Raw genomic sequence first — 25091 nt, 5'->3', positions numbered from 1 at the left:
CATCGAAAGTTTTTCGACACGGACCCATTGACGTGACATGGGCTCCGTGCCTAACGTCCCGGCAACCAAGTTGAAACCTTTCACGACGTCGAGAGGGCCGTCCCGCCGGCGTCGTCGAGGAGCCCCCATGACCCACCCGTCCACCACGGGTCCGGCCCCGGTTCTTGCGCTCAGGGACATTTCCAAGTCCTTCGGTGCGGTCCGCGCCCTGCGGGACGTCTCCCTGGAGCTGTTTCCCGGGGAGGTGCACGCCCTCGCCGGGGAGAACGGCGCGGGCAAGTCGACCCTGATCAAGACGCTCGCCGGAGTGCACCGGCCGGACGCCGGCCAGGTGCTGCTCGACGGTGCGCCCGTCGTCTTCCACGGCCCCGGCGACGCCCGCGACGCCGGTATCGCCGTGATCTACCAGGAGCCGACCCTCTTCCCCGACCTGTCGATCGCCGAGAACATCTTCATGGGCCGTCAGCCACGGCGCGCCCTCGGCCGGATCGACCACAAGGCCACGCACACCGCGACTCTCGCGCTGATGCAGCGGCTCGGCGTCGAACTCGACCCCGACCGCCCCGCGCGCGGCCTGTCCATCGCCGACCAGCAGATCGTCGAGATCGCCAAGGCGCTGTCCTTCGACGCCCGCGTCCTGATCATGGACGAGCCGACCGCCGCCCTCACCGGCAGCGAGGTCTCCCGGCTCTTCGGCGTCGTGCGTGCCCTGCGCGAACAGGGCGCCGCCGTCCTCTTCATCTCCCACCGGCTGGAGGAGATCTTCCAGATCTGCCGGCGGGTCACCACCCTGCGCGACGGCGCCTGGATCGCCAGCGAACCGCTGGACGGCATGACCGAGGACGACCTCGTACGCCGGATGGTCGGCCGCGACCTCGACGAGATGTATCCCAAGCAGGACGTGAAGCCGGGCGAAGTGGCGTTGAGCGTACGCCGGTTGACCCGCGAGGGCGTCTTCACCGACGTCTCCTTCGACGTACGGCGCGGTGAGATCGTCGGTCTCGCGGGCCTCGTCGGCGCGGGCCGTACGGAGGTCGCGCGGGCCGTGTTCGGCATCGACCGCTGGGACGCCGGCGAGGTCTCCGTGGGCGGCAAGGCCCTCACCAACGGCGCCCCCTCCACCGCCATGGCCTCCGGCCTCGCCCTCGTTCCCGAGGACCGGCGCGCTCAAGGCCTGGTGATGGACATGTCCATCGAGCGCAACATCGGCCTCACCGGGCTGCGTTCGACCGTGAAGGCCGGCCTGATGGACCGCGGCGCCGAACGCAGCCGCTCCCTCGACTGGGCCGTCAAGCTCCAGGTCAAGTACGCGCGGATCGCCGACACCGTCAACACGCTGTCCGGCGGCAATCAGCAGAAGGTCGTCCTCGCCAAATGGCTCGCGACCGGCCCCAAGGTGCTGATCGTCGACGAGCCCACCCGGGGCATCGACGTCGGTACGAAGGCCGAAGTGCACCGGCTGCTCAGCGAGTTGGCCGCCGACGGCGTGGCCGTCCTGATGATCTCCTCCGACCTGCCCGAGATCCTCGGCATGGCCGACCGTGTGCTCGTGATGCACGAGGGACGCCTCACCGCCGAGATCCCGCGCTCCGAAGCCACCGAGGAAACCGTGATGGCCGCAGCAACGGGGAGGGCCGCCGCATGACGGTGATCACTCCCAAGGAGGCCCCTGTCACCGACGTACCGAAGTCCAGCGGCACCCGCCTGGTCGACCGCGTCTTCAAGATGCGCGAACTCGCCATCCTGGTCGTCTTCGTGGTGATGATCGTCGTCACCCAGCTGGGCAACAGCGAGTTCCTCACCGAACAGGGCATCAAGGACCTGCTGCTGAACGCGACGATCCTCGTCCTGGTCGCCACCGGCCAGTCCCTGGTCGTCATCACGAGGAACGTCGACCTGTCCGTCGGCTCCACACTCGGCATCAGCGCCTTCGCCGCAGGAACGTACCTCCAGGGCGGCGGGAACCCGGTCCTCGCCGTGCTCCTGGCGGTCCTGATGGGCATCGGCTTCGGCTTGCTGAACGGTCTGCTCGTCAGCCTCGGCCAGGTGCCCGCGCTCGTCGTCACCCTCGGCACCCTCTACATCATCCGCGGCATCGACTCCATCTGGGTCGGCTCCCGCCAGATCACCGCGGCCGACCTCCCGGACGGCTTCGTCGACTTCGGCTCCGGCGGCATCGCCGCGGTGCCGTGGCTGGCGCTGATCGCCCTCGCCGTGGTCGTGGCGACCGCGTACTACCTCAAGCACTTCGGCAGCGGCCGTGAGCTGTACGCCCTCGGCTCCAACCCGGAGGCCGCCCGCCTCGCCGGCATCCCGGTCCGCAAGCGGATCCTCGCCGCGTACACCTTCTGCGGTGCCCTCGCCGGTCTCGCGGGCGCGTTGTACCTGGCCCGGTTCGGCAACGTCGACTCCGGCACCGGCAACGGCTACGAACTCACCGTCGTCAGCGCGGTCGTGGTCGGCGGCGTCGTCTTCACCGGCGGCTCCGGCAGCGTCTACGGCGCCGCCCTCGGCGCGCTGCTGCTGACCTCCATCAACAGCGTCCTGCCCGCCCTCGGCGTCAGCTCCGTCTGGGTGCTCGCCATCAACGGCATCCTGCTCATCCTCGCCATCGCGGTCGACCGGATCGTCGCGCTGCGCGTGGCCAACGCCCTGAAGAAGAGGAACGCACGCCATGGCTGACTCGTCGCTCACGCGCGCCGTTCGCTGGGACACGGTTGTCGGCGCCCTTCTGATCGTCGTGCTCCTGCTGTCCTTCACCACGGTCGATGGCTTCGGCAACGCTCTCAACCTGTCGTTCCTGATCGGAAACACCCTTCCGATCGCATTGATCGCCCTGCCGATGACACTGCTGGTCGTCTCGGGCGAGATCGATCTTTCGGTCGCATCGACCGCGGGGCTCTCGGGCGCCGTGATGGGTGCGCTCTGGAACCAGGGCATGACGATCGAGACGATCATTCCGATCTGCCTGTTGCTCGGTGTGGTGTGCGGTCTGATCAACGGGCTCCTGGTGACCAGGCTGGGCCTGCCGTCCCTCGCCGTCACGATCGGCACGCTCGCCGCCTACCGGGGCATCGCGCAGATCGTGCTCGGGTCGGACGCGGTGACCGACTTCCCGTCCCAGTACCTGGACTTCGCGGCGGGGCGGATCGGCGACACGTTCATTCCGTACGCCTTCCTGCCCTTCCTCGTCCTGCTCGCCATCGCCGTGGTCGCCCTGCACGCCACGCCGTTCGGGCGGTCGGTCTTCGCCACCGGCGCGAGCGAGGAGGCGGCGCGCTTCGCCGGTATCCGTGTCAAGCGGCAGAAGTTGATCCTGTTCACGGTGACCGGCCTGATGGCCTCGCTCACCGGCATCTTCTGGGCGCTGCACTACGCGAGCGCCCGCTACGACAACGCCACCGGGCTCGAACTCTCCGTCGTGGCCGCCGTGTTGCTCGGCGGCATCGACTTCGACGGCGGCAAGGGCACGCTGGGCGGCGCCATCGCCGGGGTGTTCCTGCTGGGGGCGTTGCAGAACGTCATGAGCCTCCAGGACGTCTCCGCCCAGTCGCAGATCGTCGTCACCGGCGTCCTGCTCGTGCTTTCCGTGCTCGGCCCCCGGGTCGCACGGCAGATCTCCGTGGCAAGGGCGGGCCGCAGAGCCGCCTCGACTCCGACCTCGTAACTCAGCCCTTCTTCGTAAAGGACTCCCACCATGCGCAAGTCATCCCTCCGCCGCGCCTCCGCTGCTCTCGCCGCCGCCACGTCCCTCGCTCTCGCCCTCACCGCGTGCGGCGGCACCACCAAGGAGGACGTCAAGAACGAGGGCGCCTCCGCCGCCACCGCCGGCAAGGCCGACCCGAACGCCGAGCTGAAGAAGGGCCTGACCGTCGGCTTCCTGCCCAAGCAGGTCAACAACCCCTACTTCACCTCCGCCGACAAGGGCGGCGAGGCCGCGCTGAAGGAGCTGGGCTCCAGCTACAAGGAGGTCGGGCCGTCCAGCGCCACCGACACCGCCGGACAGGTGAGTTACGTCAACACGCTCACCCAGCAGCAGGTCGACGCGATGGCCGTCTCCGCGCAGGACCCGGGCGCCCTGTGCACCGCGCTGAAGCAGGCCATGAAGAACGACATCAAGGTCGTCACCTACGACTCCGACACCACCGCCGACTGCCGCAACGCCTTCGTCTCGCAGGCGTCCGCCGAGGACCTCGGCCGTACCGAGGTGCAGCTGCTCGCCGAACAGATCGACTACAAGGGCGAGATCGCGATCCTGTCCGCCGCGCAGACGGCGACGAACCAGAACACCTGGATCGACTTCATGAAGGATGAGCTCAAGGACCCCAAGTACAAGGACATCAAGCTCGTCAAGATCGCGTACGGCAACGACGACGCCCAGCAGTCCTTCCAGCAGACCCAGGGCCTGCTCCAGGAGTACCCGAACCTGAAGGGGATCATCTCCCCGACGACGGTCGGCATCAAGGCGGCCGCCCAGTACCTCTCCGGCTCGAAGTACAAGGGCAAGGTCAAGCTGACCGGCCTCGGCACGCCGAACGACATGCGCAAGTACGTCAAGAACGGCACCGTCGAGGCGTTCGAGCTGTGGGACCCCTCGAAGCTCGGCGAGCTGGCCGCCCGTACCGCAGTCGCCCTGGTCTCCGGCCAGATCACCGGCAAGGAGGGCGAGACCTTCAAGGCCGGCGACATGGGCGAGTACACCATCGGCAAGGACGGCGTGATCAGCCTCGGCAAGCCGACCGTGTTCGACGCCAAGAACATCGACAAGTTCAACTTCTGAGCCGCCTTCACCTTCTAGGCCCCGGAGGGTCGTTGATGCAGCGCGTGTGCTTCCTGCTGAAGGTCAGGGCGGACCGCCTCGACGAGTACCGCGAGCGGCACGCCGCCGTGTGGCCCGAGATGCTCGAAGCGCTCTCGGTCACCGGCTGGCACAACTACTCGCTCTTCCTGCGCGACGACGGCCTGCTCGTCGGCTACCTGGAGACCGAGGACTTCGCCGCCGCCGTGGCCGGTATGGAAGCCACCGATGTCAACGCCCGCTGGCAGGCGGAGATGGCGCCGTTCTTCGAGTCATTGGACGGCGCCCGGCCCGACGAGGCCATGAAACCGCTCACCGAGGTGTTCCACCTCGCCTGACCCGCCCCGCCCCGCCCCTCGCCGACAACGGAGTCCCCGAGATGAAGAGACGCACCCTGCTGGGCGCCGCCCTCGCCGGAGCCGTGATGACCCCCGCCCTCGCGTCCGGCACCGCCCGTGCCGCCGACCCCGGCCCGTCCCTCACCCTGACCGGCACGACCACGCTCGACACGCAGGCCGTCTTCTTCGTGTCGTACGACGGCCTGGTCAACAACAACGCCTTCCAGAAGAACGGCCTGCTGACCTACAAGGGCTATCAGTACGCCGTCTGGTACACCGCCGACCGAGGCGCCGTCGTCGGCCGCCGCGCGCTCGGCGCCACCACCTGGTCCACGGTCAAGGTGGGCCACACCCTGCGCTACGACGACTCCCACAACGTCATCTCGATGGGGGTCTCGAAGGTCGACGACCGCCTCCATCTCAACATGGACTCGCACAGCGACGGCTTCACCTACGTCAAGTCGGTCGCCGGGCTGATGGACAACCCGGCAGGCCTGAGCTGGACCGCGAGCCGCTTCGGCGCACCCCAGTCGACCTTGGATGGCCTCGCACTCACCTCGCAGTTCACCTACCCGCAGTTCATCTCCACCCCCGAGGGCGGACTCCAGCTCAGCTACCGGGTCGCCGTCTCCGGCAACGGCCGAAACGCCCTCGCCGAGTACGACGGTTCGACCTGGACCAACCTCGGCGAGTGGTCCAGCTCCACCGGCACGTACACCAGCGAGCACGGCTCCTCGACCGCTCGCAACATGTACCTGCACGGCATCGACTACGACCGGGGCGGGCGCCTGCACTCCTTCTTCACCTGGCGCGAGCAGAACGGCGCCGTGATGTGCAACGGCGGCGGCATCACCAACCATGACACCGGCTACGTCTACTCCGACGACCGCGGCCGGACCTGGCGCAACAACGCCGGCACCGTCGTCGGCACGACCGGCGGCTCCGACAAGGTCGCCGTCACCGACAGCGGACTGGTGATCGACGCGATCAACCCGGACCACTCCCTGATGAACCAGGAGAGCCAGTTCACCGACTCCGCGGGCCTGCCGCACGCGATCATCAGCTACGTCCCCGGCCGCTTCGGGCAGTGCACCACCGACTACGTCGCCGACCGCACCGCGAACGGCCGCGCCTTCCATGTGCGCAAGGACGCCTCGGGCGCCTGGCAGAAGACCGAGATTCCGGTCCCGCTGAACTCCAGCCAGCGCACCAAGCTGATCCTGGACAAGTACGACAACGCGTACGCGATCTTCCCGTTCTGCCGGATAGCCGGAGCTTCCAAAGCCTCCGGATACACGGACTGGACGGTGCTGTACGACGGTGTCACCGCCGGGCTGAACGCCTTCGGCGAGGTCGTGATCGACGAGACGCGCGTCGGTCAGGACCACTACCTGTCGATCATGTACCAGGAGAAGTCCAGCGGTACGACACCCTCGGCGCTGCGCAACCTCAACTTCCGCCTGCCTGCCTGATCGCAGCCGATGTGGGCGGCATGACGGTAATGTGAAGGCCTTCCCGCCGCCCCGCGTCTTACGAGTCTTTCTGGAGGTCCCTGCCCGATGGCCCAGTCGGTGGGTATCAAGGACGTCGCACGTGCCGCCGGAGTCTCCGTCGGCACGGTGTCCAACGTCATCAACCGTCCGGACGCGGTCGCCACGGAGACCCGGGCGCGGGTGCAGTCCGCGATAGACCGGCTGGGCTATGTCCGCAGCGAGTCCGCGCGCCAGCTGCGCGCGGGGCGCAGCCGGATCATGGGACTGCTCGTCCTGGACATGGGCAACCCCTTCTTCGTCGACGTGGCGCGCGGCGCCGAGCGGACCGCGCGCGACGCCGGGCTCGGCGTGATGGTCTGCAACAGCGCGCAGAGCGCCGGCGAGGAGGCCGACTACCTCTCCCTCTTCGCCGAACAGCGGGTAAGGGGCGTGCTGCTGACCCCGGCGGACGCCACCGGACGCAACATCGAAACGTTTCGCCGCCACAACATCCCCTTCGTCCTGGTCGACCGGGTCGCCGAGGGCACCACCGAGTGCTCGGTCTCCGTCGACGACGTCGCGGGCGGCGCGCTGGCCGTACGTCACCTCGTCGACGCCGGGCACCGCTCCATCGCGTACGTCAGCGGCCCGCCCGGTCTCAACCAGGTCCGCGACCGCCGTACCGGCGCCCTGCACGCGCTGGAGGAGGCCGGCCTCGGACCCGAGAACCTGCGCGAGCTGCCCACCGAGCGCCTCGACGTCGCCGCCGGCCGGGACGCGGGCGCCCGGCTGCTCGGCCTCGCCGACCGCCCCACCGCCGTCTTCTGCGCCAACGACCTGCTCGCCCTGGGTGTCCTGCAGGCCATGTACGCCGCGGGCGTCGGCGTCCCCGACGACCTGGCGATCGTCGGCTACGACGACATCGAGTTCGCCGCCGCCGCGGCCGTCCCTCTCACTTCCGTACGGCAGCCCGCGGTCACCATGGGCACCCTCGCGGCGGAGATGCTGCTGGAGGAGACGGAGGAGGACGGGACGAAGCGGCACGAGCACCGGCGTGTCGTACTCCAGCCCGAGCTGGTGGTGCGCCGCTCCAGCCTGTCGGCCCGCTGATCCTCAGGCGGTCCGGACCCGGGGTCACTGATCGGTCGTTCAGTAGGATTTCATGATCCCAGGGCTCGGTCGGTGGACGAACATGTGCTGAACTGGGACGCGGCCCGAAAACCCTCCGTCCCGGGAGCCCTGTTGACCGTCAGTTACCGCCAGCCCGGCGTCGTCCTCACCGACCGTCACTTCACCGTGCCCCTCGACCACGACGCCCCGACGGGCGAGACGATCGAGCTCTACGCCCGTGAGGTCGTCGCCAGCGACAAGGCACACCAGGACCAGCCGTGGCTGGTCTACCTGCAGGGCGGCCCCGGTTTCGGGGCGAACCGTTTCGTCGGCAAGGGTGCCTGGCTCGGCCGCGCGCTCAAGGAGTACCGCGTCCTGCTGCTGGACCAGCGCGGCACCGGCCATTCCGCGCCCGCCAACCGCCAGACGCTCCCGCTGCGCGGCACCGCCGCCGAACAGGCCGACTACCTCACGCACTTCCGTGCCGACTCGATCGTGCGTGACTGCGAGGCCATCCGCCGCGAGGTGACCGGCGGCGCCCCCTGGACCGTCCTCGGCCAGAGCTTCGGCGGCTTCTGCACGGTCAACTACCTCTCCACCGCGCCCGAGGGCCTGACCGCCGCGGTCGTCACCGGGGGCCTGCCCTCCCTCGACGCGCACGCCGACGACGTGTACCGGGCGGCCTACCCGCGCATCGAGCGCAAGGTCGCCGCGCACTACGCCCGCTACCCGCAGGACGTCGAGCGCGCCCGCCGCATCGCCGACCACCTCCTCGCGAACGACGTGGTCCTGCCGAACGGCTACCGCCTCACCGCCGAGGCCTTCCAGTCGCTCGGCATCCTCCTCGGCGGCAGCGAGGGCAGCCACCGCCTGCACTACCTGCTGGAGGACGCGTTCGTCCGCACCCCGCAGGGGTCCGCCCTCTCGGACGCCTTCCAGGAGGAGGTCCAGGGCCTGCTGTCGTACGCGAGCCACCCGCTGTACGCCCTCGTCCACGAGGCGATCTACGGCCAGGACGCACGTCCCACCGACTGGTCCGCCGAGCGTGTCCGCGCGGAGTTCCCGCAGTTCGACGCCGCCAAGACTCTCGCGGGCGACGCACCGCTGCTGTTCACCGGCGAGACGATCCACCCCTGGATGTTCGACTGCGATCCGGCGCTGCGCCCGCTGCGCGAGACCGCCGAACTCCTCGCCGCCCGCACCGACTGGCAGCCCCTGTACGACCCGGCGCGCCTCGCCGCCAACGAGGTGCCGGTCGCGGCGGCCGTCTACCACGACGACATGTACGTCGACACCGCCCACTCCCTCGCCACCGCCCGCACCATCCGCGGCCTGCGGACCTGGGTGACGGACGAGTTCGAACACGACGGTGTCCGGGCCGGCGGCCCCCGCGTCCTGGACCGGCTGCTCGCGCTCACCCGTGACGAAGCGTGATGTCGGTGTCGCGCGTTAGTGTGCGGACATGACCGAGCCGACGATCACTCAGCTGAAGCCCATGCCGGACGACTGGCAGCGCGCGCTCGCCGTCGTCGCGCACCCGGACGACCTCGAGTACGGCTGCTCGGCGGCGGTCGCCGCCTGGACCGACGCCGGCCGCGAGGTCACCTACGTCCTCGCGACCCGCGGCGAGGCCGGCATCGACACCCTGGAACCCGCGAAGTGCGCACCGCTGCGGGAGCGCGAGCAGCAGGCCAGCGCGGCCGTCGTGGGCGTGTCGGCGGTGGAGTTCCTCGACCACAAGGACGGTGTGATCGAGTACGGCATCGACCTGCGCCGCGACATCGCCGCCGCGATCCGCAGGCACCGGCCCGAGCTGGTGATCACGCTCAACCACCGGGACACCTGGGGCGGCGTCGCCTGGAACACCCCGGACCATGTGGCGGTCGGCCGCGCGACGCTGGACGCGGCCGGCGACGCGGGCAACCGCTGGATCTTCCCGGAGCTCATCGAGCAGGGCCTGGAGCCCTGGAACGGCGTCCGCTGGGTGGCCGTCGCCGGCTCCAGCACCCCCACGCACGCGGTGGACGCGACGGCGGGCCTGGAGCGGGCGGTGCGCTCGCTGCTCGAACACCGCACCTACATCGAGGTGCTGACGAGCGAGGACCCGGAGACGTACGCCCGCGGCTTCCTCACCGCGAACGCCGAGGCGCTGGGGGAGCGGTTCGGCGGGAAGCCGGCGGTGGCGTTCGAACTGTTCGGCCGGTAGTTCCGAAGGATTGACGGGGGAGACGGGGGCAGCACGGTGAACGACACGGAAGCGCTGGCGGACAGCTTCGAGGAGCACCGCGGCCGTCTCAGGGCGGTCGCCTACCGCATGCTCGGCTCACTCGCCGAGGCGGAGGACGCCGTCCAGGAGGCCTGGCTGAAGCTGAGCCGCAGCGACGCGGGCGCCATCGAGAACCTCGGCGCCTGGCTGACCACGGTCGTCGGCCGGGTCTGCCTGGACATGCTGCGCTCGCGCACCCGGCGCCACGAGGAGCCCCTGGACGACACCTTCGTCCCCGATCCCGTGATCAGACCGCTGTCGACGATCGATCCCGAGCAGGAGGTTCTCCAGGCCGACTCGGTGGGCCTGGCACTGCTGGTGGTGCTGGAGGCGCTGGAGCCCGCCGAGCGGATCGCGTTCGTGCTGCACGACATGTTCGCGGTGCCCTTCGACGACATCGCGCCGATCGTGGAACGCTCCTCGGCCGCCACCCGGCAGCTGGCCAGTCGCGCCCGGCGCCGGGTGCGGGGCGCGACGCCGTCGTCCGAGCCCGACCTCGGCAGACAGCGGCAGGTCCTCGACGCCTTCATGGCGGCCTCCCGCGCGGGGGACTTCGAGGCGCTGCTCGCGGTCCTCGACCCGGACGTGGTGCTGCGCGCGGACTCCGGGCCGCTGGTCCGCGGTGCGGCGGCGTCGAAGGTGGTGCGCGGTGCGAAGCCGGTGGCCGAACAGGCGCTGCTGTTCGCTCAGTTCGCGCGGTACGCGCAGCTCGTGCTGGTCAACGGGGAGATCGGGGTCGTCCACGCACCCGAGGGGCGGACGCAGTCGGTCATGGGCGTCACCGTCGCCGACGGCCGCATCACGCACATGTTCATCCTGGCGGACCCCGACCGGCTCGGCGGCCTCGATCTGACGGGCCTCGACGGCTGAGTCACTCGGGAGCGGAAACTCAAGGTGAGTTCTTCGTTCCGTATGCTGAACGGTATGCAAGATCAGATGTTCGACCGGGCCGGCCTGCACGGTGACTGCGCCAACTGCTTCGGGCTGTGCTGTGTGGCCCTGCCCTTCGCCGCGTCGGCCGACTTCGCGGTCGACAAGGCGGCCGGGAAACCCTGTCACAACCTCCGTGACGACCACCGGTGCGGCATCCACGACCGGCTCCGGCAGACCGGTTTCACCGGCTGCACCGTCTACGACTGCTTCGGCGCCGGCCAGAAGGTCTCACAGGTCACCTTCGACGGACAGGACTGGCGGACGGGCTCGCGTGAGCACGCCCGGCAGATGTTCGACGTCTTCCCGGTCGTCCGTCAGCTCCACGAACTGCTGTGGTACCTCACCGAGGCACTCGCCCTGCCCGCCGCCCGCCCCCTCCACGCCGACCTGCGGCGCATCCTGGAGAGGACCGAGGAACTCACCCGGGGGACCCCGCAGGACCTCGCGGCACTGGACGTGGCCGCGCACCGGCAGGACGTCAACGTGCTCCTGCTCAAGACCAGCGAACTGGCCAGGGCCGGCATCGGCGGCGGGCGCAAGAAGAACCGCCGGGGCGCGGACCTGATGGGCGCCCGGCTGAGGGGCGCCGACCTGCGGGGCGCGAACCTGCGCGGCGCCTGCCTCATCGCCGCCGACCTGACCGGCGCCGATCTGCGCGGCGCGGACCTCATCGGCGCCGACCTGCGCGACACCGACCTCACGGACGCCGATCTGACGGACGCCTTCTTCCTGACCCAGCCCCAGCTCAACGCGGCCCGGGGCAGCGCCGGCACACGGCTGCCCGCGTCAGTCGGCCGGCCTGTGCACTGGACAGCGGACGTCTGACGTCGCGCTCTCGACGGTCCCGGACGGGACGGGCTCGGTGCGCGCGGTGCCGGGCATCCGGCGCTGCACGCGCAGCCGCAGCACCTGCGGCATCAGCGTCAGCCGCTCCGTCACCCGCAGCCGATATCCCGGGTCGGCCGGCAGCTCGTACCGGCGCAGCAGCAGGCCCAGCACCAGCGTGGCCTCGTGCAGCGCGAACTGGCGCCCGATGCACGCCCGCGCCCCCGTACCGAACGGCTTGAAGGTGTGCGACGCACGCGTCCGTACGGCCTGTGGATCGAAGCGCTCCGGATCGAAGCGCTCGGCGTCCGGGCCCCACACCTGCGGATCACGGTGCAGCATGGCCGTCAGCACCAGTGCCCAGGCGCCCCGCCGCATCGGATGGTCGCCGCCGAGCACGGTGTCCTCGCGCGCCTCCCGGGCGAAGGCCGGCGCCGTCGGCCACAGCCGCAGCGACTCGTCGAGAATCCGGCGCACATACCGCAGCCGCGCCACCTGGTCGTAGCCCGGCGCCGCCGTGTCGCCCCACACGCGGTCCACCTCGGCGCGGGCGCGAGCCGCGACGTCCGGGTGCCGGGACAGATAGTGCAGGGCGAAGGAGAGGGCGCCCGAGGTGGTCTCGTGGCCGGCCACCAGGAAGGTGATCACCTGCCGGCGGACGTTCTGCGCGGAGAGCCGCTCGCCCGTCTCCGGATGGGTTGTCTCCAGCATCCGGTCCAGCAGATCCCCCTCCCCGCCGCCGCCCGCCGTACGGGCGCGGACCAGGTCGTCGACCGTGCGGTTGAGGTAGCCGATGTCGGCCTGGTTGCGCTGTGCGGCACGCCGCAGCAGGAACGGCGACGGCACGGTGTTCAGCCGCTGCGCGTAGCTGAGCGTGCCGATCATCGCCGTCACGAAGGGATGCGGACGGGCGCGTTCGAAGGAGCCGAAGTCGTGCCCGAACCCGGTGCGGGCGATGGTCTCCAGGGTCAGCTTGGTCATGTCCCCGGGCACGTCCACCGCCCGGCCCGCAGCGGCGGCGCGGTCCCAGGAGTCCATGAGCCGGTCGGCGACGGCCAGCATCTTCGGGTGGTAGCCCGCCATGGCCTCCCGGCTGAACCCCGGCGCCAGAACGTCGTGCGCCAGCTGCCAGTTCGGCTCGTGGTTGTACGCCGTGAACAGGCCGTCCCCGACGACCGGCCGCAGGTTGGCTATGCCGAGCCCCACATGCTTGGCGAACCGCGACTCGTCCGCCATGTCGGCCGCGAGGCCGGCGCCCCACACGAACACGAACTCCTTGTTGAAGGCCTTGCGCCGGAAGATCGGCCCCAACTGCCGGGCGAACCGCAGGGAATCCTGCAGCGGCGTCCGCCGACTGGCGCCGAGCGCATCACCGAGCAGCGGCAGCCGGCGCGGGGGATGCGGGATGCGGGACAGCTCCGGCCAGCCCTGCTCGGCGCTGCGGAATCCCCTCGAAAGCCCGGACCCGGTCGTTGTCTCCGCCATGACGCGATCTCCCTCGATCTCCCCTGATCCAGCGGCACGTTGAGCTCGTTGTACGTGGGTTCAATAACGCGAATCAGTCTGATCCCGCTGTTGAACCCGCGTCAAGTAAAGTGCGGGCATGGCCGCGAACCAGGGCGAGCGCACCCGCCGCCGGCTCAGCACGGAGGAACGCCGTGAGCAGCTTCTCGCGGTCGGGGCGCGGCTGTTCTCGGAGAGTCCGTACGACGAGGTGTGGATCGAGCAGGTCGCCGAGATCGCCGGCGTCTCGCGCGGGCTGCTCTACCACTACTTCCCGACGAAGCGTGACTTCTTCGCGGCCGTCGTCGAGCGGGAGAGCGAGCGCATGCTGCGGATGACGGCCGCCGTGCCCGGAGTCCCGGTCCGCGAGCAGCTCGCCGAGGGCCTCGACACGTATCTGGAGTACGTCGAGGCGCACGCGCACGGCTACCGCGCCTTCCATCGCGCCGACGCGGCCGGCGACCAGGCCGTGCGCAAGGTCTATCAACAGGCCCTGGCCGCGCAGGAGAAGCAGATCCTGGCGGCGATGTCGGCCGACCCCGAGTTCGGCCCGGCCTTCGAGAAGCGGCCCGACGTCCGGCTCGCGGTGCGCGGCTGGCTGGCGTTCACCGCGGCCGTCTGTCTGGAGTGGCTGCGGGGTGCCGACCTCTCGCGGGAGCAAGTGCGCGACCTGTGCGCTCGCGCCCTGCTGGGTGTCATCGCCCGCTGAGTGCCCCCGCGCACCTCGAAGAGATACCGCCGGAAGGCCGTGGCTGGTTGGCGTGCGGCTCGATCTTCGATAGGTTAGGTGAGGCTTACCTAAGGAGGTACGGGATGGGTGACAGCCAAGCCTGGACGGCGGCACCTTCCGCGGCGGAACGAGCACGGTCGGTGCTGGCCGGCGCGTGGTCCTGCGGGGTGACCGCGGAGAGCTGCCGCGAGGAACTCGTGGGCGCGCACACCGTGACCGAGGAGGGGCGCGTCCTGCTGGAGGTGCCGGAGGACAGCGTGCTCGTCACGGCGGCGATCTGCGCACCCCGCGGAGAGCCCTCCGCCGTCCTGGAGTTCGCCGACGTCGCCCCCGTGCCCGTACGCAAGCGGATCCGCACCCGGCTCTGGATGTCCGGCTGGTTCACGCCCGAGGACGGCAAACTCGCGTTCAAAGCCACCCGCGTGGTGCTGCGGCAGCCGTCCGGCCCCGTGGTCGTCGACCTCGACGAGTTCGCCGACGCCGCGCCCGACCCGCTGGCCACCGCCGAGGCCCGGCTGCTCACCCACCTCGCCGACTGCCACCCGGACGCCGTCGAGCGGCTCACCCGCCTCGTGGAGTCCGACAGTCTGCACGGCGCCGTCCGCGTCCAGCCGCTCGCCGTCGACCGGCACGGACTGACGCTGCGCATCGAGCGTGCCAGCTCGCACGGTGACGTACGGCTGCCGTTCCACCGGCCCGCCGACGACGTGGCGCAGCTCACCGAACGCATGCACATCCTGCTCGCCCAGGCCGGCGCCGCCTCCTGCCCGCGCGCCCTACAGCGGCAGCGCACAGACGGCGACGGGTGACGTGAACGGCTCGCCCGCGAGCTTCAGTTCACCGCTGTCCTCGTCGACGTGGAACACGCTGACGGTGCTCGACCGCTGATTCGCCGTGAACAGCAGCGTGCCGTCCGGCGAGAGGGCGATCTGCCGCGGGAAGTCCCCGGACACCGGCACCGTGTCGAGCAGCCGTAGCCGCGCGCCGTCCGCCTCCACCGCATAGCGCGCGAGGCTGTTGTGGCCCCGGTTGGCGAGATAGGCGTAACGGCCGTTCCGCGTCACCACGAGCTGCGCCGGATAGTTGGTGCCCGAACCCGTGCCCGTGGACTGCTCCGCGCCGATGCTCAGCCGGCCCGTGCCGGTGTCGTACGCGCAGACCGCCACGGTGTTGTCGACCTCGTTGGCCAGATACGCGTACCGCCCGCCCGGGTGGAAGGTGAGATGCCGCGGGCCCGCACCCGGCTCGGTCTTCGCCCGCGCGACCTCGGTGAGCGTGCCGGCCTTCTGGTCGAGGCGGTAGGAGTACACCGTGTCCGTGCCCAGGTCGACGGCGAGCACATGGCCGCCGTCGGGGCTGGTGACGAACTGGTGCGCATGCGGGCCGTCCTGGTCCGGACCGGGCGCCGGATCGGAGTGCGTGACGAGATCGGTGCGCTCACCGAGCGCGCCCGAGGCGTCGATCGGGTGCACGGCCACGCTGCCCGTGCCGTAGTTGGCGCTCAGCAGCCAGCGCCCGCTCGGATGCACGGACAGATGGCAGGGCGCCGCGCCGCCGGTGCTGCGGCTCCCCAGCACCTTGCGGTCGGCGAGGCGGACGGCGGTCACGGCACCGTCCTCACGCTCATTGACCGCGTACAGCGTCCGGCCGTTCGGGTGCAGCGCCAGATACGACGGGTCGCCGACTCCGCCGATGGTGCCGGCCCCGATGATGCGGCCCGACTCCGGGTCGTACGTGGCCAGGCCGATGCCCTCGCCGCCGCCGTCGACGGAGGTGTAGGTGCCGAGGTGGAGAGGGCGGGGGCCGGACGGCTCGCGGCTCTCGGTCCGGGAGCTCGGACGCGTACCGGGGCCGGTGGCTTCGGGCGCTGCCGTGTCGGCCGTGTCCGCGGGGGCGGGCGTGTCGTCACACGCCGTGGCCGCCGGGAGTGTCACGCCGGCGGCCGATCCCGCGAGGGTTCCGACGAATCGGCGCCTGCTCAGCCCACCACTGCCCATGTCCACACCTCAGGTCGTCGGTCGTCGTGGTCGCGACAGCAACCTTGGCGTGGATCAGCAGCCCAGCGCAAGAACGGCAACGCGCGTTGCGCAGGGCGCAATGAGAGAGGTGTGGCTCCGCTTGCCGTCCGTCAGCCGGGAGTTGCCGTGCCCCGGCTACCAGGCACCGTCCTGCACCGGCTTCCCCGGCGCGTCCTTGAGCGGTTTCACCTGGCCGGGCGAGGGGGCCTGCCAGGGCTCGTGGTCGTCGCCGAGCCAGTCGCCGACCGGCTTCACGGTGCCCAGCGTGTCCGTGGGGGCGAGATCCTCCGCGTCCTGGTCGTAGTAGTCGAACCAGGGCAGCCCCGCGCGCGTGTACGCCGCCCGGTCCACCGGTGACGGCGGGGGAGCCTCGCCGGTGATGCGGTGCCACTCCGGGGGCGTGACCAGATGGACGAAGACCCGGCCGGCGGGCGTCTCGGCCCAGTCCGAGAGCGGACGGTCGTCCTCGTAGACCTCCTGGCGCATCGAACCGCCGACGCCCAGGCCCATCGCCGCGGCAGCCCTGCGCGGCCCGCCCGCCGGGGCCGCACCCTGGGCGGGGGCCGCCGCCATCGGCATGGCGGCGCCATAGCCTCCGGACGGCATGAACGACCGTGCCCGCTCCGCCCGCAGCATCTCCTCCCGACGCCACCGCGCCAGCTGCGGCTCCTTCAGCGGGAACGACTGCAGCTGTACGCCACCCCAGACCTCCTCGCCCGTCACCTGGCCCTCGACGGTCGCGCCCAGCCCGAGCGGCACCGCCACGAACTGGCGGACCGTGCCCTTCCCGGAGTTGATGCCGTCCAGCCAGCGCTGGCGGGGCAGCACGACGTAGTTCTGCGGCTTGCGGCGCAGCCGGTCGCTCCACGGCTTCCCCGAGACCGCACACACCTTGCCCACGCCGACCTGGAGGGCGGCCGGCTCGGCGGTGCCCCCGAAGCTCAGCCACATCGCCTCGCGCAGATACACCGGGAGCATCACACCGCCGCGCGCCAGCCACGCCTGCGGAACGGTGTCCGCGTAATCCGCGACCCGCCGGACCGGGAACTCCCCGAGCCCCGGCGGCAGGGCATGCGTGCCCGACTCGGGCAGCCGCAGCGTACGGATGAAGCGCACCGCAACCCCGCCCGGCAGCCGCAGAGTGTTCCCGTCGATCCGTACGGTCGTGTCGGCCATCGGCCCCCGCTCCCTCGCGTCCGGCGCCGGCCCCGTCCGTCCCCGCGCTCCCTACCGAGAACGTTCGAAGAACCCCGTCCGGTTCCGCCACAGCTGCTCCTGAACGCCCAGCCGCTCGCGCAGCCGGGTCAGGCGCGGCATCCGGACGCGGGACTCCTGCGACACACGGTCCAGTTCCTCCAGCAGCCGGCGCGAGCGGTGCTCGGTGTCGAGCTCGTCGAGGATGCGGTTGACCTCGGTCAGGACGGCGCCGTGCAGCTGCCAGTACTTTGTCTCGCGCTCGGCCTCCTCGCGCAGCAGCAGGGCGAGCTTGTCGCGGGTGCCCGCCGCCGTGCGCAACTCGGCGGCCAGCCGGGACTCCGCCGCGTCGGCGTTGCTGCTGACATGCGTGGTGACCAGCACCGAGAAGCTGACCACCGCGTCGGCGATCTCGGACAGCAACTGCTCCAGGACGGCGCCCGTCTCCTCCGCGAACAGCGGCTCGGGCTCGCGATCCTTCGCGAGGTCCGTGAGTGAGCGGGCCAGCACCCGCAGCACGACCGTGCAGATCTCCAGCGTGTCCAGCCCGGTGCGCAGCACCACGCGGTGCAGCACGCTGTCGCGCACGCGCGGATTGAGCCGCAGGCTGTCCTCGGCCTGCCGCAGGGCCGCGTCCACCTCGATGATGTCGTGGTCGAGCCGGCGTGCCTCGTGCAGCCGTGCCGCGGCCTCCTCGAACGCGGGGCGGCCGGCCGCCTCCTCGCCGATGCGCAGCATCAACTGCCGCAGCCGGCGGGCCAGTCCCCCCATCGACTCACCGGCCTCGTCCACCCACACCGGCGGCGCGAGGAGCAGATTGAAGCCCAGCCCGACCACCGCGCCGATCAGTGTCTCCAGGACCCGCGCCCATGCCGTGTCCCCGACGGTCGTGACCCCGAGGACCAGCATCGCGCTGATCGCCACTTCGGGCACGTACTCGTTGACCCGCACAAGGTGCCCGACCCCGAGGGAGGCAACGATCAGCAGAGCGAGGCTCCACCAGGTCAGGCCGACCAGGAGGCTGAAGGCGATGGCCACCAGAACGCCTGCCACCACCGCGTTCACCCGGCGGATGCCGTTGGTGAGCGTGGCGTAGAAGGTCACCTGGACGACCAGCAGCGCGGTCAGGGGCGCGGTCAGCGGGGCGGCCTCGGGACTCAGGCGCAGTGCGATGACGTAGGCGATCGTCGCCGCGGCCGCGGATCGCAGCGTCTGGACCACCACGGGGTCCCGGCGCAGTTTCCCGAGCCGTTCCCGGAGCGCCGGCCCCTCACGTACCTCTCGCATCCTTGGGCTGTTCCCTTTCCACAGATGCTTCCCACACCCTGCTTGCGGAACGTAACGGTCCGCAGGGACCCCAGATTGATCGCAGCGGCCGCCGTACGGCAAGGGGCCGGGCCGGTGATCGTCGACACCCGCGCGCGGCCGGGCCGCCGACCGGGTCCGGGACTGGGGAAAACCCCCGCTGTCACCGCATGGTTGTCCGCACCCCGGGACGGAGGGCCGTCGGATGGTCCCCGCCCGCCCGGAACGCAAGCCTTGGATCATGCAATGGCAATGGCAATGGCAATGGCAATGGCAATGGCAATGGCATCGGCATCGGACCGGATTAACGCTGACCCTGTTCATCATCCTCGCCGCCCTGACGACCGGCATCCCGGCCACGGCGGCACCCGCCACCTCCACCTCCCTCACCTCCACCACCGTCGTCGAGGCGCTCAACCGTGCCGCCCACCCGCTGCGGACCGTGGAACCGGGCGGCGACACCCGCGATCTGCGCCCCCTGGACCGGATGATCGGCGACGCGCGGGTCGTCGGCCTGGGGGAGGCCACCCACAGCTCGCACGACTTCTTCGCCCTCAAGGCCCGCGTCTTCCGGCATCTCGTCGAGGAGAAGGGGTTCCGCACCTTCGCCCTGGAGGCCCCCTGGAGCACCGGGCTGCGTCTCAACGACTATGTGCTCCACGGCAAGGGCGATCCCCGGCACATCATGCGCGCGGAGTTCCAGCGTGACTACCTGTGGTGGAACAACACCGACTACCTGCGACTCGTCGAGTGGATGCGCGGATACAACGTCCGGCACCCCGGCGACCCCGTCAGTTTTATGGGCGACGACATCGCCTGGACCGGACCCGAGTCGTACGACGCCGTCGAGGACTACGCGGCCGATGCCCGGCCCGAGCTGAGCGCCCGCCTCGCCGAGCTCTACCGCGGGCTGCGGCCCACTGTGCCGACCGGCGCGTACATCGAGCAGTACCTGCGCCTGCCGTACGCCGAACGCAAGGAGCGGGCGGAGCGCACGGGCGAGGCGCTCGCGCTGCTGCGGCAGCAGTCCGCGGACGGGGCCGGCACCGCCGCCGACACGGAGGCGTACGACTGGGCCGTCCAGCAGGCGACGGTGATCGACCAGACCGCCCGGCAGTACGACTTCGACGTCGAGGACCCTGCCCAGATCGCCGAGGCCATGCGGTATCGCGACGGGGTGATGGCCGCCAACGTGGTGTGGTGGCAGGAGCACACCGGCGCCAAGGTGCTGCTGTCGGCCCACAACAACCACGTCGGCCATGTCCCGGAAGTGCCTGCCGAGAACCCCAAGGTCCAGGGTGCCTTCCTGCGTGCCCGCCTCGGCGCGGGCTATGTGAGCGTGGGCCTGACCTTCGGCCGCGGCTCGTTCAACGCCACCGGCCGGGACGACGACACCATCCGCCGCTGGACGCTCGGCCCGGCGGACCCGGGCAGCAACGAGCGGACCCTGGACCGGGTGCGGCACGGCGGCGACCACGTACTGGACCTGCGGTCCGTCGGATCACCGGCCGACGACTGGCTGCGCCGGGCCCGGCCGACGCGCAGCATCGGCACCGCCTATCCGGACGGCCCGCACGACATCGCGCTCGCCCGCAGCTACGACGTCCTGATCCATCTGCGCGAGGTGGAGGCGGCGCGGCTGCGGGACCGGTAGCTGCCTGTCAGACGTACAGCTTGTCGATGAAGGCGGCCAGATTGCCCGTGGTCCGGGCGATCTGTTCCTCCACCGTCAGGCTCTCCTCGAAGCGGGCCCCGGAGTCCGGGACCTTCTTGCCCCGGACGTAGAGGGAGCAGGCGAGGTCGGTGCACATGTACACGCCGAGGGAGTTGCCCTCGCGTCCGGCGGGGCCCGCTTTGCGCGCCGTCATCAGCGAGACGCCGCCGCCCGGGTGGGTGGTCAGACAGAGCGAGCACATGCTGCGGTGCAGGAATCCGCGCCGCGAGGTCGGGAACCGGAAGGTGACACCCACCGACCGTCCCTCCCGTTCGACCACCAGATAGCTGCGATCGGGCGCCCCCGGATCCCGCCAGCCCAGGAAGTCGAGGTCGTCCCAAGGGCGTTCACCGAGATCACGGGGGAGGGAGACGCGCTTCGCCTCCCCTTTCGAGCAGTTGATGAAAGAGTTGCGGATGTCCTGCTCGGCGAGCGGCTTCATGGGGGCCTCCTGAGGCTCAAGCGTCACACCTAGGTCAAACCTAGAGGTACTAGGTTCATGGCTAGGTTAGGCAGGGTGAAGGAGGGGGAGCCAGTGAATTTCGGCGAGGGTGAGGGCGAAGGCGAGGCGCCGCCCCAAGGTTCGGCTCCTCGCACTTCCGCCTGGCCGGCAGGGCACTCGCCCTGGCGACCCCCGGCTACCCGGACAGCGCGGCGGAGCCGGCCGATTTCGGGGTGGCCGCGGCCCCGCCAGCGGTGTAGAGGCGTCATCCTGGACGCCGGTTGAGCGCTCGGTTGGAAGCGCCGCACTGTGTTGTCGTTCGGCTGCCGCGCCGTCGTGGCTGGTCGCGCAGTGCCCCGCGCCCCTTGGGGCGCTGCCGAACCGAATACCAGCACCCGCGACGTGCGGAGGTGCCGTTGGTCGCTTCGGCGCGCGCCCCCGCCGGTACCGGCACCGCCTACTCCGACCCCTCCCACGAGGCCGGTGTCGGGGGCCATACCCCCGGGGCGAGGACGCCCAGTGTGTAGGCGCGGGCGACCAGCTCCGTGCGGTTGGCCGCGTTCCAGCGGGACGAGAGGCGGCGTAGGTGGTAGTTCACGCCGTCCACCGTGAGGTCGGTCTCGCGGGCGGCCTGGGCGGTGGTGGTGCCTGAGGCGAGGAGGGCCAGGATGCGGGCCTCGATCGGTGCGACCTGTGGGGGGCGCTGTTCGTGTGCCTCGCGTTCGGCGAGGACGCGGAGCATCACCAGCAGTGCCGGCGTGTCCTCCACGGTGTCGCTCACCGGGTCGGCCGTGAGCTCCCCGTACCGCTGCGCACCGTCGGGCGCCTGCCAGCGCACCGACACCTGATACCGCGACCGGTGCCGCAGCCGCAGCGCCTCGGCGATCCGCTCCACCTGCGTCGCCTCCTGCGGCCGGAACAGCTCCAGTACGTCCCGGCCCCGCAGCCGCCCCGGCGTCGTCCCGCACTCGGCCGCCATCGCGGGATTGGCCACCTGGACCGCGCCGTACACATCGCACACCGCGACCGGCACCGAGACGCGGTCGAAGACCATCAGGGCACGATTGCGCCACACCACGGCCGCGGGGTGGGTCCAGTCCACTGGCACCTCCTGTCACCGGGCGCAAGGGTCGCGCCCGTATCCGCACTACACAATCATGTAGTGCGCGGGTGCAGCGGGCCGGGACCCGTCGCCCACGCTGGAGCGCAGTACTCCCGTACCGCGAAAGGCACTTGTCGCGCCATGCCCCCCACCGCGTTGCACCCCCAGCCCCTCGACGCCCTCCCCGGCGTCCCCGTCGTCGACATCACCGCCGTAGGCCCCGGCCGTACCCCGATCCAGCAGGTCATGGAGCTGATGCGGGAGCACGGGCCGGTGCTCGTGCGGCGGCTGCACGGGCGGGACGCACTGTTCACCGCCGACCTGGATCTGGTGGCCGACCTCGCGGACGAGAAGCGGTTCGCCAAGCATGTCGGGCCCGCCCTGGAGAACGTGCGGGAGTTCGCCGCCGACGGGCTGTTCACGGCGTACAACGACGAACCGAACTGGGCCAGGGCGCACGACATCCTGATGCCCGCGTTCGCGCTCGGTTCGATGCGCACCTACCACCCGGTGATGCTGAAGGTCGCCCAGCGGGTGCTGGCGTCCTGGGATCGTCACTCCCGTGACGGCCGGCCGGTCGACGTCCCCGACGACATGACCCGCATGACCCTCGACACCATCGGGCTCGCCGGTTTCGGGTACGACTTCGGGTCGTTCGAGCGGGCCGAGCCGCACCCCTTCGTCGAGTCGATGGTCCGCTGCCTGGAGTGGAGCATGAACCGGCTCGCCCGCATCCCGGGCCGGGACCACTCCGCCGCCGACGCGGCCTTCCGGGACGACGCCGACTATCTCGCGCAGGTCGTCGACGACGTCATCGCCTCCCGCGCCGGCTCCGACCAGCGCGACGCCGAGGACCTCCTCGGGCTGATGCTCACCGCCGAGCACCCGAAGGACGGCAGCACCCTCGACGCGGCCAACATCCGCAACCAGGTCATCACCTTCCTGATCGCCGGCCACGAGACGACCTCCGGCGCGATGTCCTTCGCGCTGTACTGCCTCGCCAAGCACCCGACCGCGCTCCGGCTCGTGCAGCGCGAGGTCGACGAGCTGTGGGGCGACCGGGCCGACCCCGAGCCGACGTACGACGAGATCGGCAAGCTGACGTACACCCGCCAGGTCCTCAACGAGGCGCTCAGGCTCTGGCCCACCGCCGCCGCCTTCAGCCGTCACGCCCTCGAAGACACCCTGCTCGGCGGGCGCATCCCGCTGCGTGCCGGGCAGCCCGTCACCGTGCTTGCGCCGATGCTGCACCGGCAGCCGGTCTGGGGCGACAACCCCGAGCTGTTCGACCCCTCCCGTTTCACGCCGGAGGCGGAGGCGGCCCGCTCGGTGCACGCCTTCAAGCCGTTCGGCACCGGTGAACGGGCCTGCATCGGGCGGCAGTTCGCCCTGCACGAGGCGACGATGCTGCTGGCGATGCTGGTCCACCGCTACCGGCTGCACGACCACGCCGACTACCGCCTCACGGTCAAGGAGACCCTCACCCTCAAGCCCGACGGCTTCACCCTGACCCTGACCCCGCGCACCCCCGCCGACCGCGTGCACACCCCGCTGCCCGGCGCCGCCCCCGCGGTCACGGAGGCCGCGTCCGACACGACCGCCCTTCCCGCCCGTGTCCGCCCCGGCACCAGCGCCCTGTTCCTGCACGGCAGCAACTACGGCACCTGCCGCGACTTCGCCGCCCAGCTCGCCGACGAGGCCGCCGCCGTCGGCTGCGAGACACAGGTCGCGGCGCTGGACGAGTACGCGGGCGGTCTGCCCATCGACCGCCCCGTCGTGATCACCGCCGCCTCCTACAACGGCCGCCCCACCGACGACGCCACCGTCTTCGCCGCCTGGCTGGCGGAGGCGACGGACGCCACGGACGTCACCTACGCCGTCCTCGGCGTCGGCGACCGCAACTGGGCCGCCACCTACCAGCACGTCCCGACCCGCATCGACGGCCGCCTCGCCGAACTCGGCGCCACCCGTCTCGTCGACCGCGCCGCCGCCGACGCCTCCGGCGATCTGACCGGTGCAGTACGCGACTTCACCGTCAGGCTCCGCACCGCGCTGCTGGAGCAGTACGGCGACCCGGACGCCACCGTCCCCGCCGACGACGAGCCGACGAGCGCGTACGAGGTCCGCACCCTGACCGGCGGCCCCCTGGACGCCCTCGCCGAACGGCACGGCCTCGTCCCCATGACCGTCACCGAGGCGTACGACCTCACCGCCCCCGGCCACCCGCGCCGCAAGCGCCTCGTCCGCGTCGCCCTGCCGGACGGCGTCACCTACCGCACCGCCGACCACCTCACCGTCCTGCCCGCCAACGCCCCGGCCCTCGTCGACCGCGCCGCCGCCGCACTCGGCGTGGACCTCGACTCCGTGCTGGACATCCGGCCGGCCCGCCCGCGCCGTGACGGCCTCGCGGTGGACCGGCCTTTGACGGTACGTCAACTCCTCACTCACCACGTCGAGTTGCAGGAGCGCCCGAGTGCCCACCGGCTCTCGGTCCTAGCCGCCGCCAACCCGTGTCCGCCGGAGCGCACGGCCCTGGCGAACCTCACCGACGATCCGCGCACCCTGATCGAGCTGATCGAGGACTTTCCCGCCCTGCGCGGCGCCCTCGACTGGCCGCAGCTCCTGGAGATCCTGACCCCGCTGCGCCCGCGCCACTACTCCGTCTCGTCCTCGCCCGCCGTCGACCCCGGCCACGCGGACCTGATGATCTCCCTGCTCCAGGCCCCGGCGCGCTCCGGCAAGGGCACCTACCGCGGCACCGGATCCGGACACCTCACCACCGTCCGGCCCGGCGACACGGTGTACGCCCGCGTCCAGCCCTGCCGGGAGGCCTTCCGGATCGACGGCGACACCCCCGTCGTCATGGTCGCCGCGGGCACCGGCCTCGCCCCGTTCCGCGGCGCGATCGCCGACCGTACGGCGGCCCTCGCACTAGGCGCCGAACTCGCCCCGGCGCTGTGCTACTTCGGCTGCGACGCGCCCGACGCCGACTACCTGCACGCCAGCGAACTGCGCGCCGCGGAGGCCGCCGGAGCCGTCTCGCTCCGCCCGGCCTTCAGCGCCGCCCCGCAAGGCGGTGTGGCCTTCGTGCAGCACCGGATCGCCGCCGAGGCCGGCGAGGTCTGGGAGCTGCTCGGTGCGGGTGCCCGGGTGTACGTCTGCGGTGACGGGTCGCGGATGGCGCCGGGCGTGCGGGAGGCGTTCCGTACGCTGTACCGGGAGCGCACGCCGGGCGCCGACGACGCGGCGGCCGGGCAGTGGCTCGACGGACTGGTCGCCGACGGCCGTTACGTGGAGGACGTCTACGCGGCCGGCTGACCGAAGGGGCGGGGTGGGCGCAC

The 25091-nt window shown here is 71.2% G+C and carries 21 protein-coding genes and 1 pseudogene; 16 read left to right on the top strand and 6 right to left on the bottom strand.

What is annotated here, in order from left to right; all coding sequences use genetic code 11:
* The first annotated feature begins 127 nt into the window (after positions 1–127).
* The 11 genes from OHT51_RS04410 to OHT51_RS04360 all read left to right on the top strand — a co-directional run bounded on the left by OHT51_RS04410 (position 128) and on the right by OHT51_RS04360 (position 11742).
* The gene (locus OHT51_RS04410; protein WP_328877543.1) at positions 128–1645 is read left to right on the top strand and encodes a sugar ABC transporter ATP-binding protein; all 1518 of its coding nucleotides are present in this window, start codon (positions 128–130) and stop codon (positions 1643–1645) included.
* On the top strand, positions 1642–2682 hold the full coding sequence (locus tag OHT51_RS04405) for an ABC transporter permease (protein WP_328877542.1): 1041 nt from the start codon (positions 1642–1644) through the stop codon (positions 2680–2682). Before OHT51_RS04410 ends, OHT51_RS04405 begins: the two co-directional genes overlap by 4 nt.
* The gene (locus tag OHT51_RS04400; protein ID WP_328877541.1) at positions 2675–3667 is read left to right on the top strand and encodes an ABC transporter permease; all 993 of its coding nucleotides are present in this window, start codon (positions 2675–2677) and stop codon (positions 3665–3667) included. Before OHT51_RS04405 ends, OHT51_RS04400 begins: the two co-directional genes overlap by 8 nt.
* 30 nt (positions 3668–3697) lie before the next feature.
* Entirely contained in the window at positions 3698–4780 is a 1083-nt protein-coding gene (rhaS, locus tag OHT51_RS04395) for a rhamnose ABC transporter substrate-binding protein (protein ID WP_328877540.1), read from the top strand.
* Positions 4781–4815: 35 nt separating this feature from the next.
* Positions 4816–5136: an L-rhamnose mutarotase gene (locus OHT51_RS04390; protein ID WP_328877539.1), complete on the top strand. Its 321-nt coding sequence runs from the start codon at positions 4816–4818 to the stop codon at positions 5134–5136.
* Between the two features lie 41 nt (positions 5137–5177).
* The gene (locus OHT51_RS04385; protein ID WP_328877538.1) at positions 5178–6608 is read left to right on the top strand and encodes a BNR repeat-containing protein; all 1431 of its coding nucleotides are present in this window, start codon (positions 5178–5180) and stop codon (positions 6606–6608) included.
* Positions 6609–6695: 87 nt separating this feature from the next.
* Complete coding sequence (locus OHT51_RS04380; protein ID WP_328877537.1) at positions 6696–7718, top strand: LacI family DNA-binding transcriptional regulator; 1023 nt, start codon at positions 6696–6698, stop codon at positions 7716–7718.
* Positions 7719–7850: 132 nt separating this feature from the next.
* The gene (locus tag OHT51_RS04375) at positions 7851–9152 is read left to right on the top strand and encodes an alpha/beta fold hydrolase (protein ID WP_328877536.1); all 1302 of its coding nucleotides are present in this window, start codon (positions 7851–7853) and stop codon (positions 9150–9152) included.
* A 28-nt stretch (positions 9153–9180) separates the two neighbouring features.
* Positions 9181–9924, top strand: a complete 744-nt coding sequence (locus tag OHT51_RS04370; RefSeq protein WP_328877535.1) for a PIG-L deacetylase family protein — start codon at positions 9181–9183, stop codon at positions 9922–9924.
* Between the two features lie 36 nt (positions 9925–9960).
* A complete protein-coding gene (gene sigJ, locus OHT51_RS04365; protein ID WP_328877534.1) occupies positions 9961–10854 on the top strand; it encodes an RNA polymerase sigma factor SigJ in 894 nt (297 codons plus the stop codon).
* A gap of 54 nt (positions 10855–10908) precedes the next feature.
* Positions 10909–11742 carry a pentapeptide repeat-containing protein gene (locus tag OHT51_RS04360; RefSeq protein WP_328877533.1) on the top strand — a complete coding sequence of 278 codons (834 nt, stop codon included), beginning with the start codon at positions 10909–10911 and terminating at the stop codon, positions 11740–11742.
* Here OHT51_RS04360 and OHT51_RS04355 read toward each other — a convergent pair.
* A complete protein-coding gene (locus OHT51_RS04355; RefSeq protein WP_328877532.1) occupies positions 11704–13227 on the bottom strand; it encodes a cytochrome P450 in 1524 nt (507 codons plus the stop codon). The two genes, OHT51_RS04360 and OHT51_RS04355, sit on opposite strands and share 39 nt — an antisense overlap.
* Before the next feature lie 118 nt (positions 13228–13345).
* Here OHT51_RS04355 and OHT51_RS04350 point away from each other — a divergent pair, with 118 nt between their 5' ends.
* Both OHT51_RS04350 and OHT51_RS04345 read left to right on the top strand, forming a co-directional pair.
* Positions 13346–13954: a TetR/AcrR family transcriptional regulator gene (locus OHT51_RS04350; protein ID WP_328877531.1), complete on the top strand. Its 609-nt coding sequence runs from the start codon at positions 13346–13348 to the stop codon at positions 13952–13954.
* A gap of 104 nt (positions 13955–14058) precedes the next feature.
* A complete protein-coding gene (locus OHT51_RS04345; protein WP_328877530.1) occupies positions 14059–14784 on the top strand; it encodes a DUF2470 domain-containing protein in 726 nt (241 codons plus the stop codon).
* On the opposite strand, the gene OHT51_RS04340 is transcribed toward OHT51_RS04345, so the two are convergent.
* The 3 genes from OHT51_RS04340 to OHT51_RS04330 form a co-directional block, all read right to left on the bottom strand.
* Entirely contained in the window at positions 14752–15972 is a 1221-nt protein-coding gene (locus tag OHT51_RS04340) for a lactonase family protein (RefSeq protein WP_328877529.1), read from the bottom strand. The two genes, OHT51_RS04345 and OHT51_RS04340, sit on opposite strands and share 33 nt — an antisense overlap.
* A gap of 156 nt (positions 15973–16128) precedes the next feature.
* Complete coding sequence (locus OHT51_RS04335) at positions 16129–17169, bottom strand: hypothetical protein (RefSeq protein WP_328877528.1); 1041 nt, start codon at positions 17167–17169, stop codon at positions 16129–16131.
* 51 nt (positions 17170–17220) lie between these two features.
* A complete protein-coding gene (locus OHT51_RS04330; protein WP_328877527.1) occupies positions 17221–18474 on the bottom strand; it encodes an FUSC family protein in 1254 nt (417 codons plus the stop codon).
* 259 nt (positions 18475–18733) lie between these two features.
* Between OHT51_RS04330 and OHT51_RS04325 the strand changes: the two genes are divergently transcribed.
* Positions 18734–20146: an erythromycin esterase family protein gene (locus OHT51_RS04325; RefSeq protein ID WP_328877526.1), complete on the top strand. Its 1413-nt coding sequence runs from the start codon at positions 18734–18736 to the stop codon at positions 20144–20146.
* A gap of 7 nt (positions 20147–20153) precedes the next feature.
* On the opposite strand, the gene OHT51_RS04320 is transcribed toward OHT51_RS04325, so the two are convergent.
* Complete coding sequence (locus OHT51_RS04320) at positions 20154–20648, bottom strand: FBP domain-containing protein (protein WP_328877525.1); 495 nt, start codon at positions 20646–20648, stop codon at positions 20154–20156.
* Positions 20649–20773: 125 nt separating this feature from the next.
* On the opposite strand from OHT51_RS04320, the pseudogene OHT51_RS04315 reads away from it, so the two are divergent.
* Positions 20774–20890, top strand: a pseudogene (locus OHT51_RS04315) (DUF3626 domain-containing protein); the annotation flags it as partial.
* 215 nt (positions 20891–21105) lie between these two features.
* Here OHT51_RS04315 and OHT51_RS04310 read toward each other — a convergent pair.
* Positions 21106–21702 (bottom strand): PAS domain S-box protein, encoded by a 597-nt coding sequence (locus OHT51_RS04310; RefSeq protein WP_328884240.1) that lies wholly within the window; start codon positions 21700–21702, stop codon positions 21106–21108.
* A gap of 189 nt (positions 21703–21891) precedes the next feature.
* Between OHT51_RS04310 and OHT51_RS04305 the strand changes: the two genes are divergently transcribed.
* Positions 21892–25068 (top strand): bifunctional cytochrome P450/NADPH--P450 reductase, encoded by a 3177-nt coding sequence (locus OHT51_RS04305; protein WP_328877524.1) that lies wholly within the window; start codon positions 21892–21894, stop codon positions 25066–25068.
* The last annotated feature ends 23 nt before the right edge of the window (positions 25069–25091 follow it).

This window comes from Streptomyces sp. NBC_00299, from assembly GCF_036173045.1.
Classification (GTDB): Bacteria; Actinomycetota; Actinomycetes; order Streptomycetales; family Streptomycetaceae; genus Streptomyces; species Streptomyces machairae.
Note: the sequence above shows the minus strand (reverse complement) of the source record. Positions and strands in the feature narration are given on the sequence as shown.

Excerpts from the sequence above, each read along its gene's own strand:
- OHT51_RS04410 (WP_328877543.1), top strand. The coding sequence starts at position 128 with ATGACCCACCCGTCCACCACGGGTCCGGCCCCGGTTCTTGCGCTCAGG.
- OHT51_RS04405 (WP_328877542.1), top strand. The coding sequence starts at position 1,642 with ATGACGGTGATCACTCCCAAGGAGGCCCCTGTCACCGACGTACCGAAG.
- OHT51_RS04400 (WP_328877541.1), top strand. The coding sequence starts at position 2,675 with ATGGCTGACTCGTCGCTCACGCGCGCCGTTCGCTGGGACACGGTTGTC.
- rhaS (WP_328877540.1), top strand. The coding sequence starts at position 3,698 with ATGCGCAAGTCATCCCTCCGCCGCGCCTCCGCTGCTCTCGCCGCCGCC.
- OHT51_RS04390 (WP_328877539.1), top strand. The coding sequence starts at position 4,816 with ATGCAGCGCGTGTGCTTCCTGCTGAAGGTCAGGGCGGACCGCCTCGAC.
- OHT51_RS04385 (WP_328877538.1), top strand. The coding sequence starts at position 5,178 with ATGAAGAGACGCACCCTGCTGGGCGCCGCCCTCGCCGGAGCCGTGATG.
- OHT51_RS04380 (WP_328877537.1), top strand. The coding sequence starts at position 6,696 with ATGGCCCAGTCGGTGGGTATCAAGGACGTCGCACGTGCCGCCGGAGTC.
- OHT51_RS04370 (WP_328877535.1), top strand. The coding sequence starts at position 9,181 with ATGACCGAGCCGACGATCACTCAGCTGAAGCCCATGCCGGACGACTGG.
- OHT51_RS04360 (WP_328877533.1), top strand. The coding sequence starts at position 10,909 with ATGCAAGATCAGATGTTCGACCGGGCCGGCCTGCACGGTGACTGCGCC.
- OHT51_RS04355 (WP_328877532.1), bottom strand. The coding sequence starts at position 13,227 with ATGGCGGAGACAACGACCGGGTCCGGGCTTTCGAGGGGATTCCGCAGC.
- OHT51_RS04350 (WP_328877531.1), top strand. The coding sequence starts at position 13,346 with ATGGCCGCGAACCAGGGCGAGCGCACCCGCCGCCGGCTCAGCACGGAG.
- OHT51_RS04345 (WP_328877530.1), top strand. The coding sequence starts at position 14,059 with ATGGGTGACAGCCAAGCCTGGACGGCGGCACCTTCCGCGGCGGAACGA.
- OHT51_RS04340 (WP_328877529.1), bottom strand. The coding sequence starts at position 15,972 with ATGGGCAGTGGTGGGCTGAGCAGGCGCCGATTCGTCGGAACCCTCGCG.
- OHT51_RS04335 (WP_328877528.1), bottom strand. The coding sequence starts at position 17,169 with ATGGCCGACACGACCGTACGGATCGACGGGAACACTCTGCGGCTGCCG.
- OHT51_RS04330 (WP_328877527.1), bottom strand. The coding sequence starts at position 18,474 with ATGCGAGAGGTACGTGAGGGGCCGGCGCTCCGGGAACGGCTCGGGAAA.
- OHT51_RS04325 (WP_328877526.1), top strand. The coding sequence starts at position 18,734 with ATGCAATGGCAATGGCAATGGCAATGGCAATGGCAATGGCAATGGCAT.
- OHT51_RS04320 (WP_328877525.1), bottom strand. The coding sequence starts at position 20,648 with ATGAAGCCGCTCGCCGAGCAGGACATCCGCAACTCTTTCATCAACTGC.
- OHT51_RS04310 (WP_328884240.1), bottom strand. The coding sequence starts at position 21,702 with ATGGTCTTCGACCGCGTCTCGGTGCCGGTCGCGGTGTGCGATGTGTAC.
- OHT51_RS04305 (WP_328877524.1), top strand. The coding sequence starts at position 21,892 with ATGCCCCCCACCGCGTTGCACCCCCAGCCCCTCGACGCCCTCCCCGGC.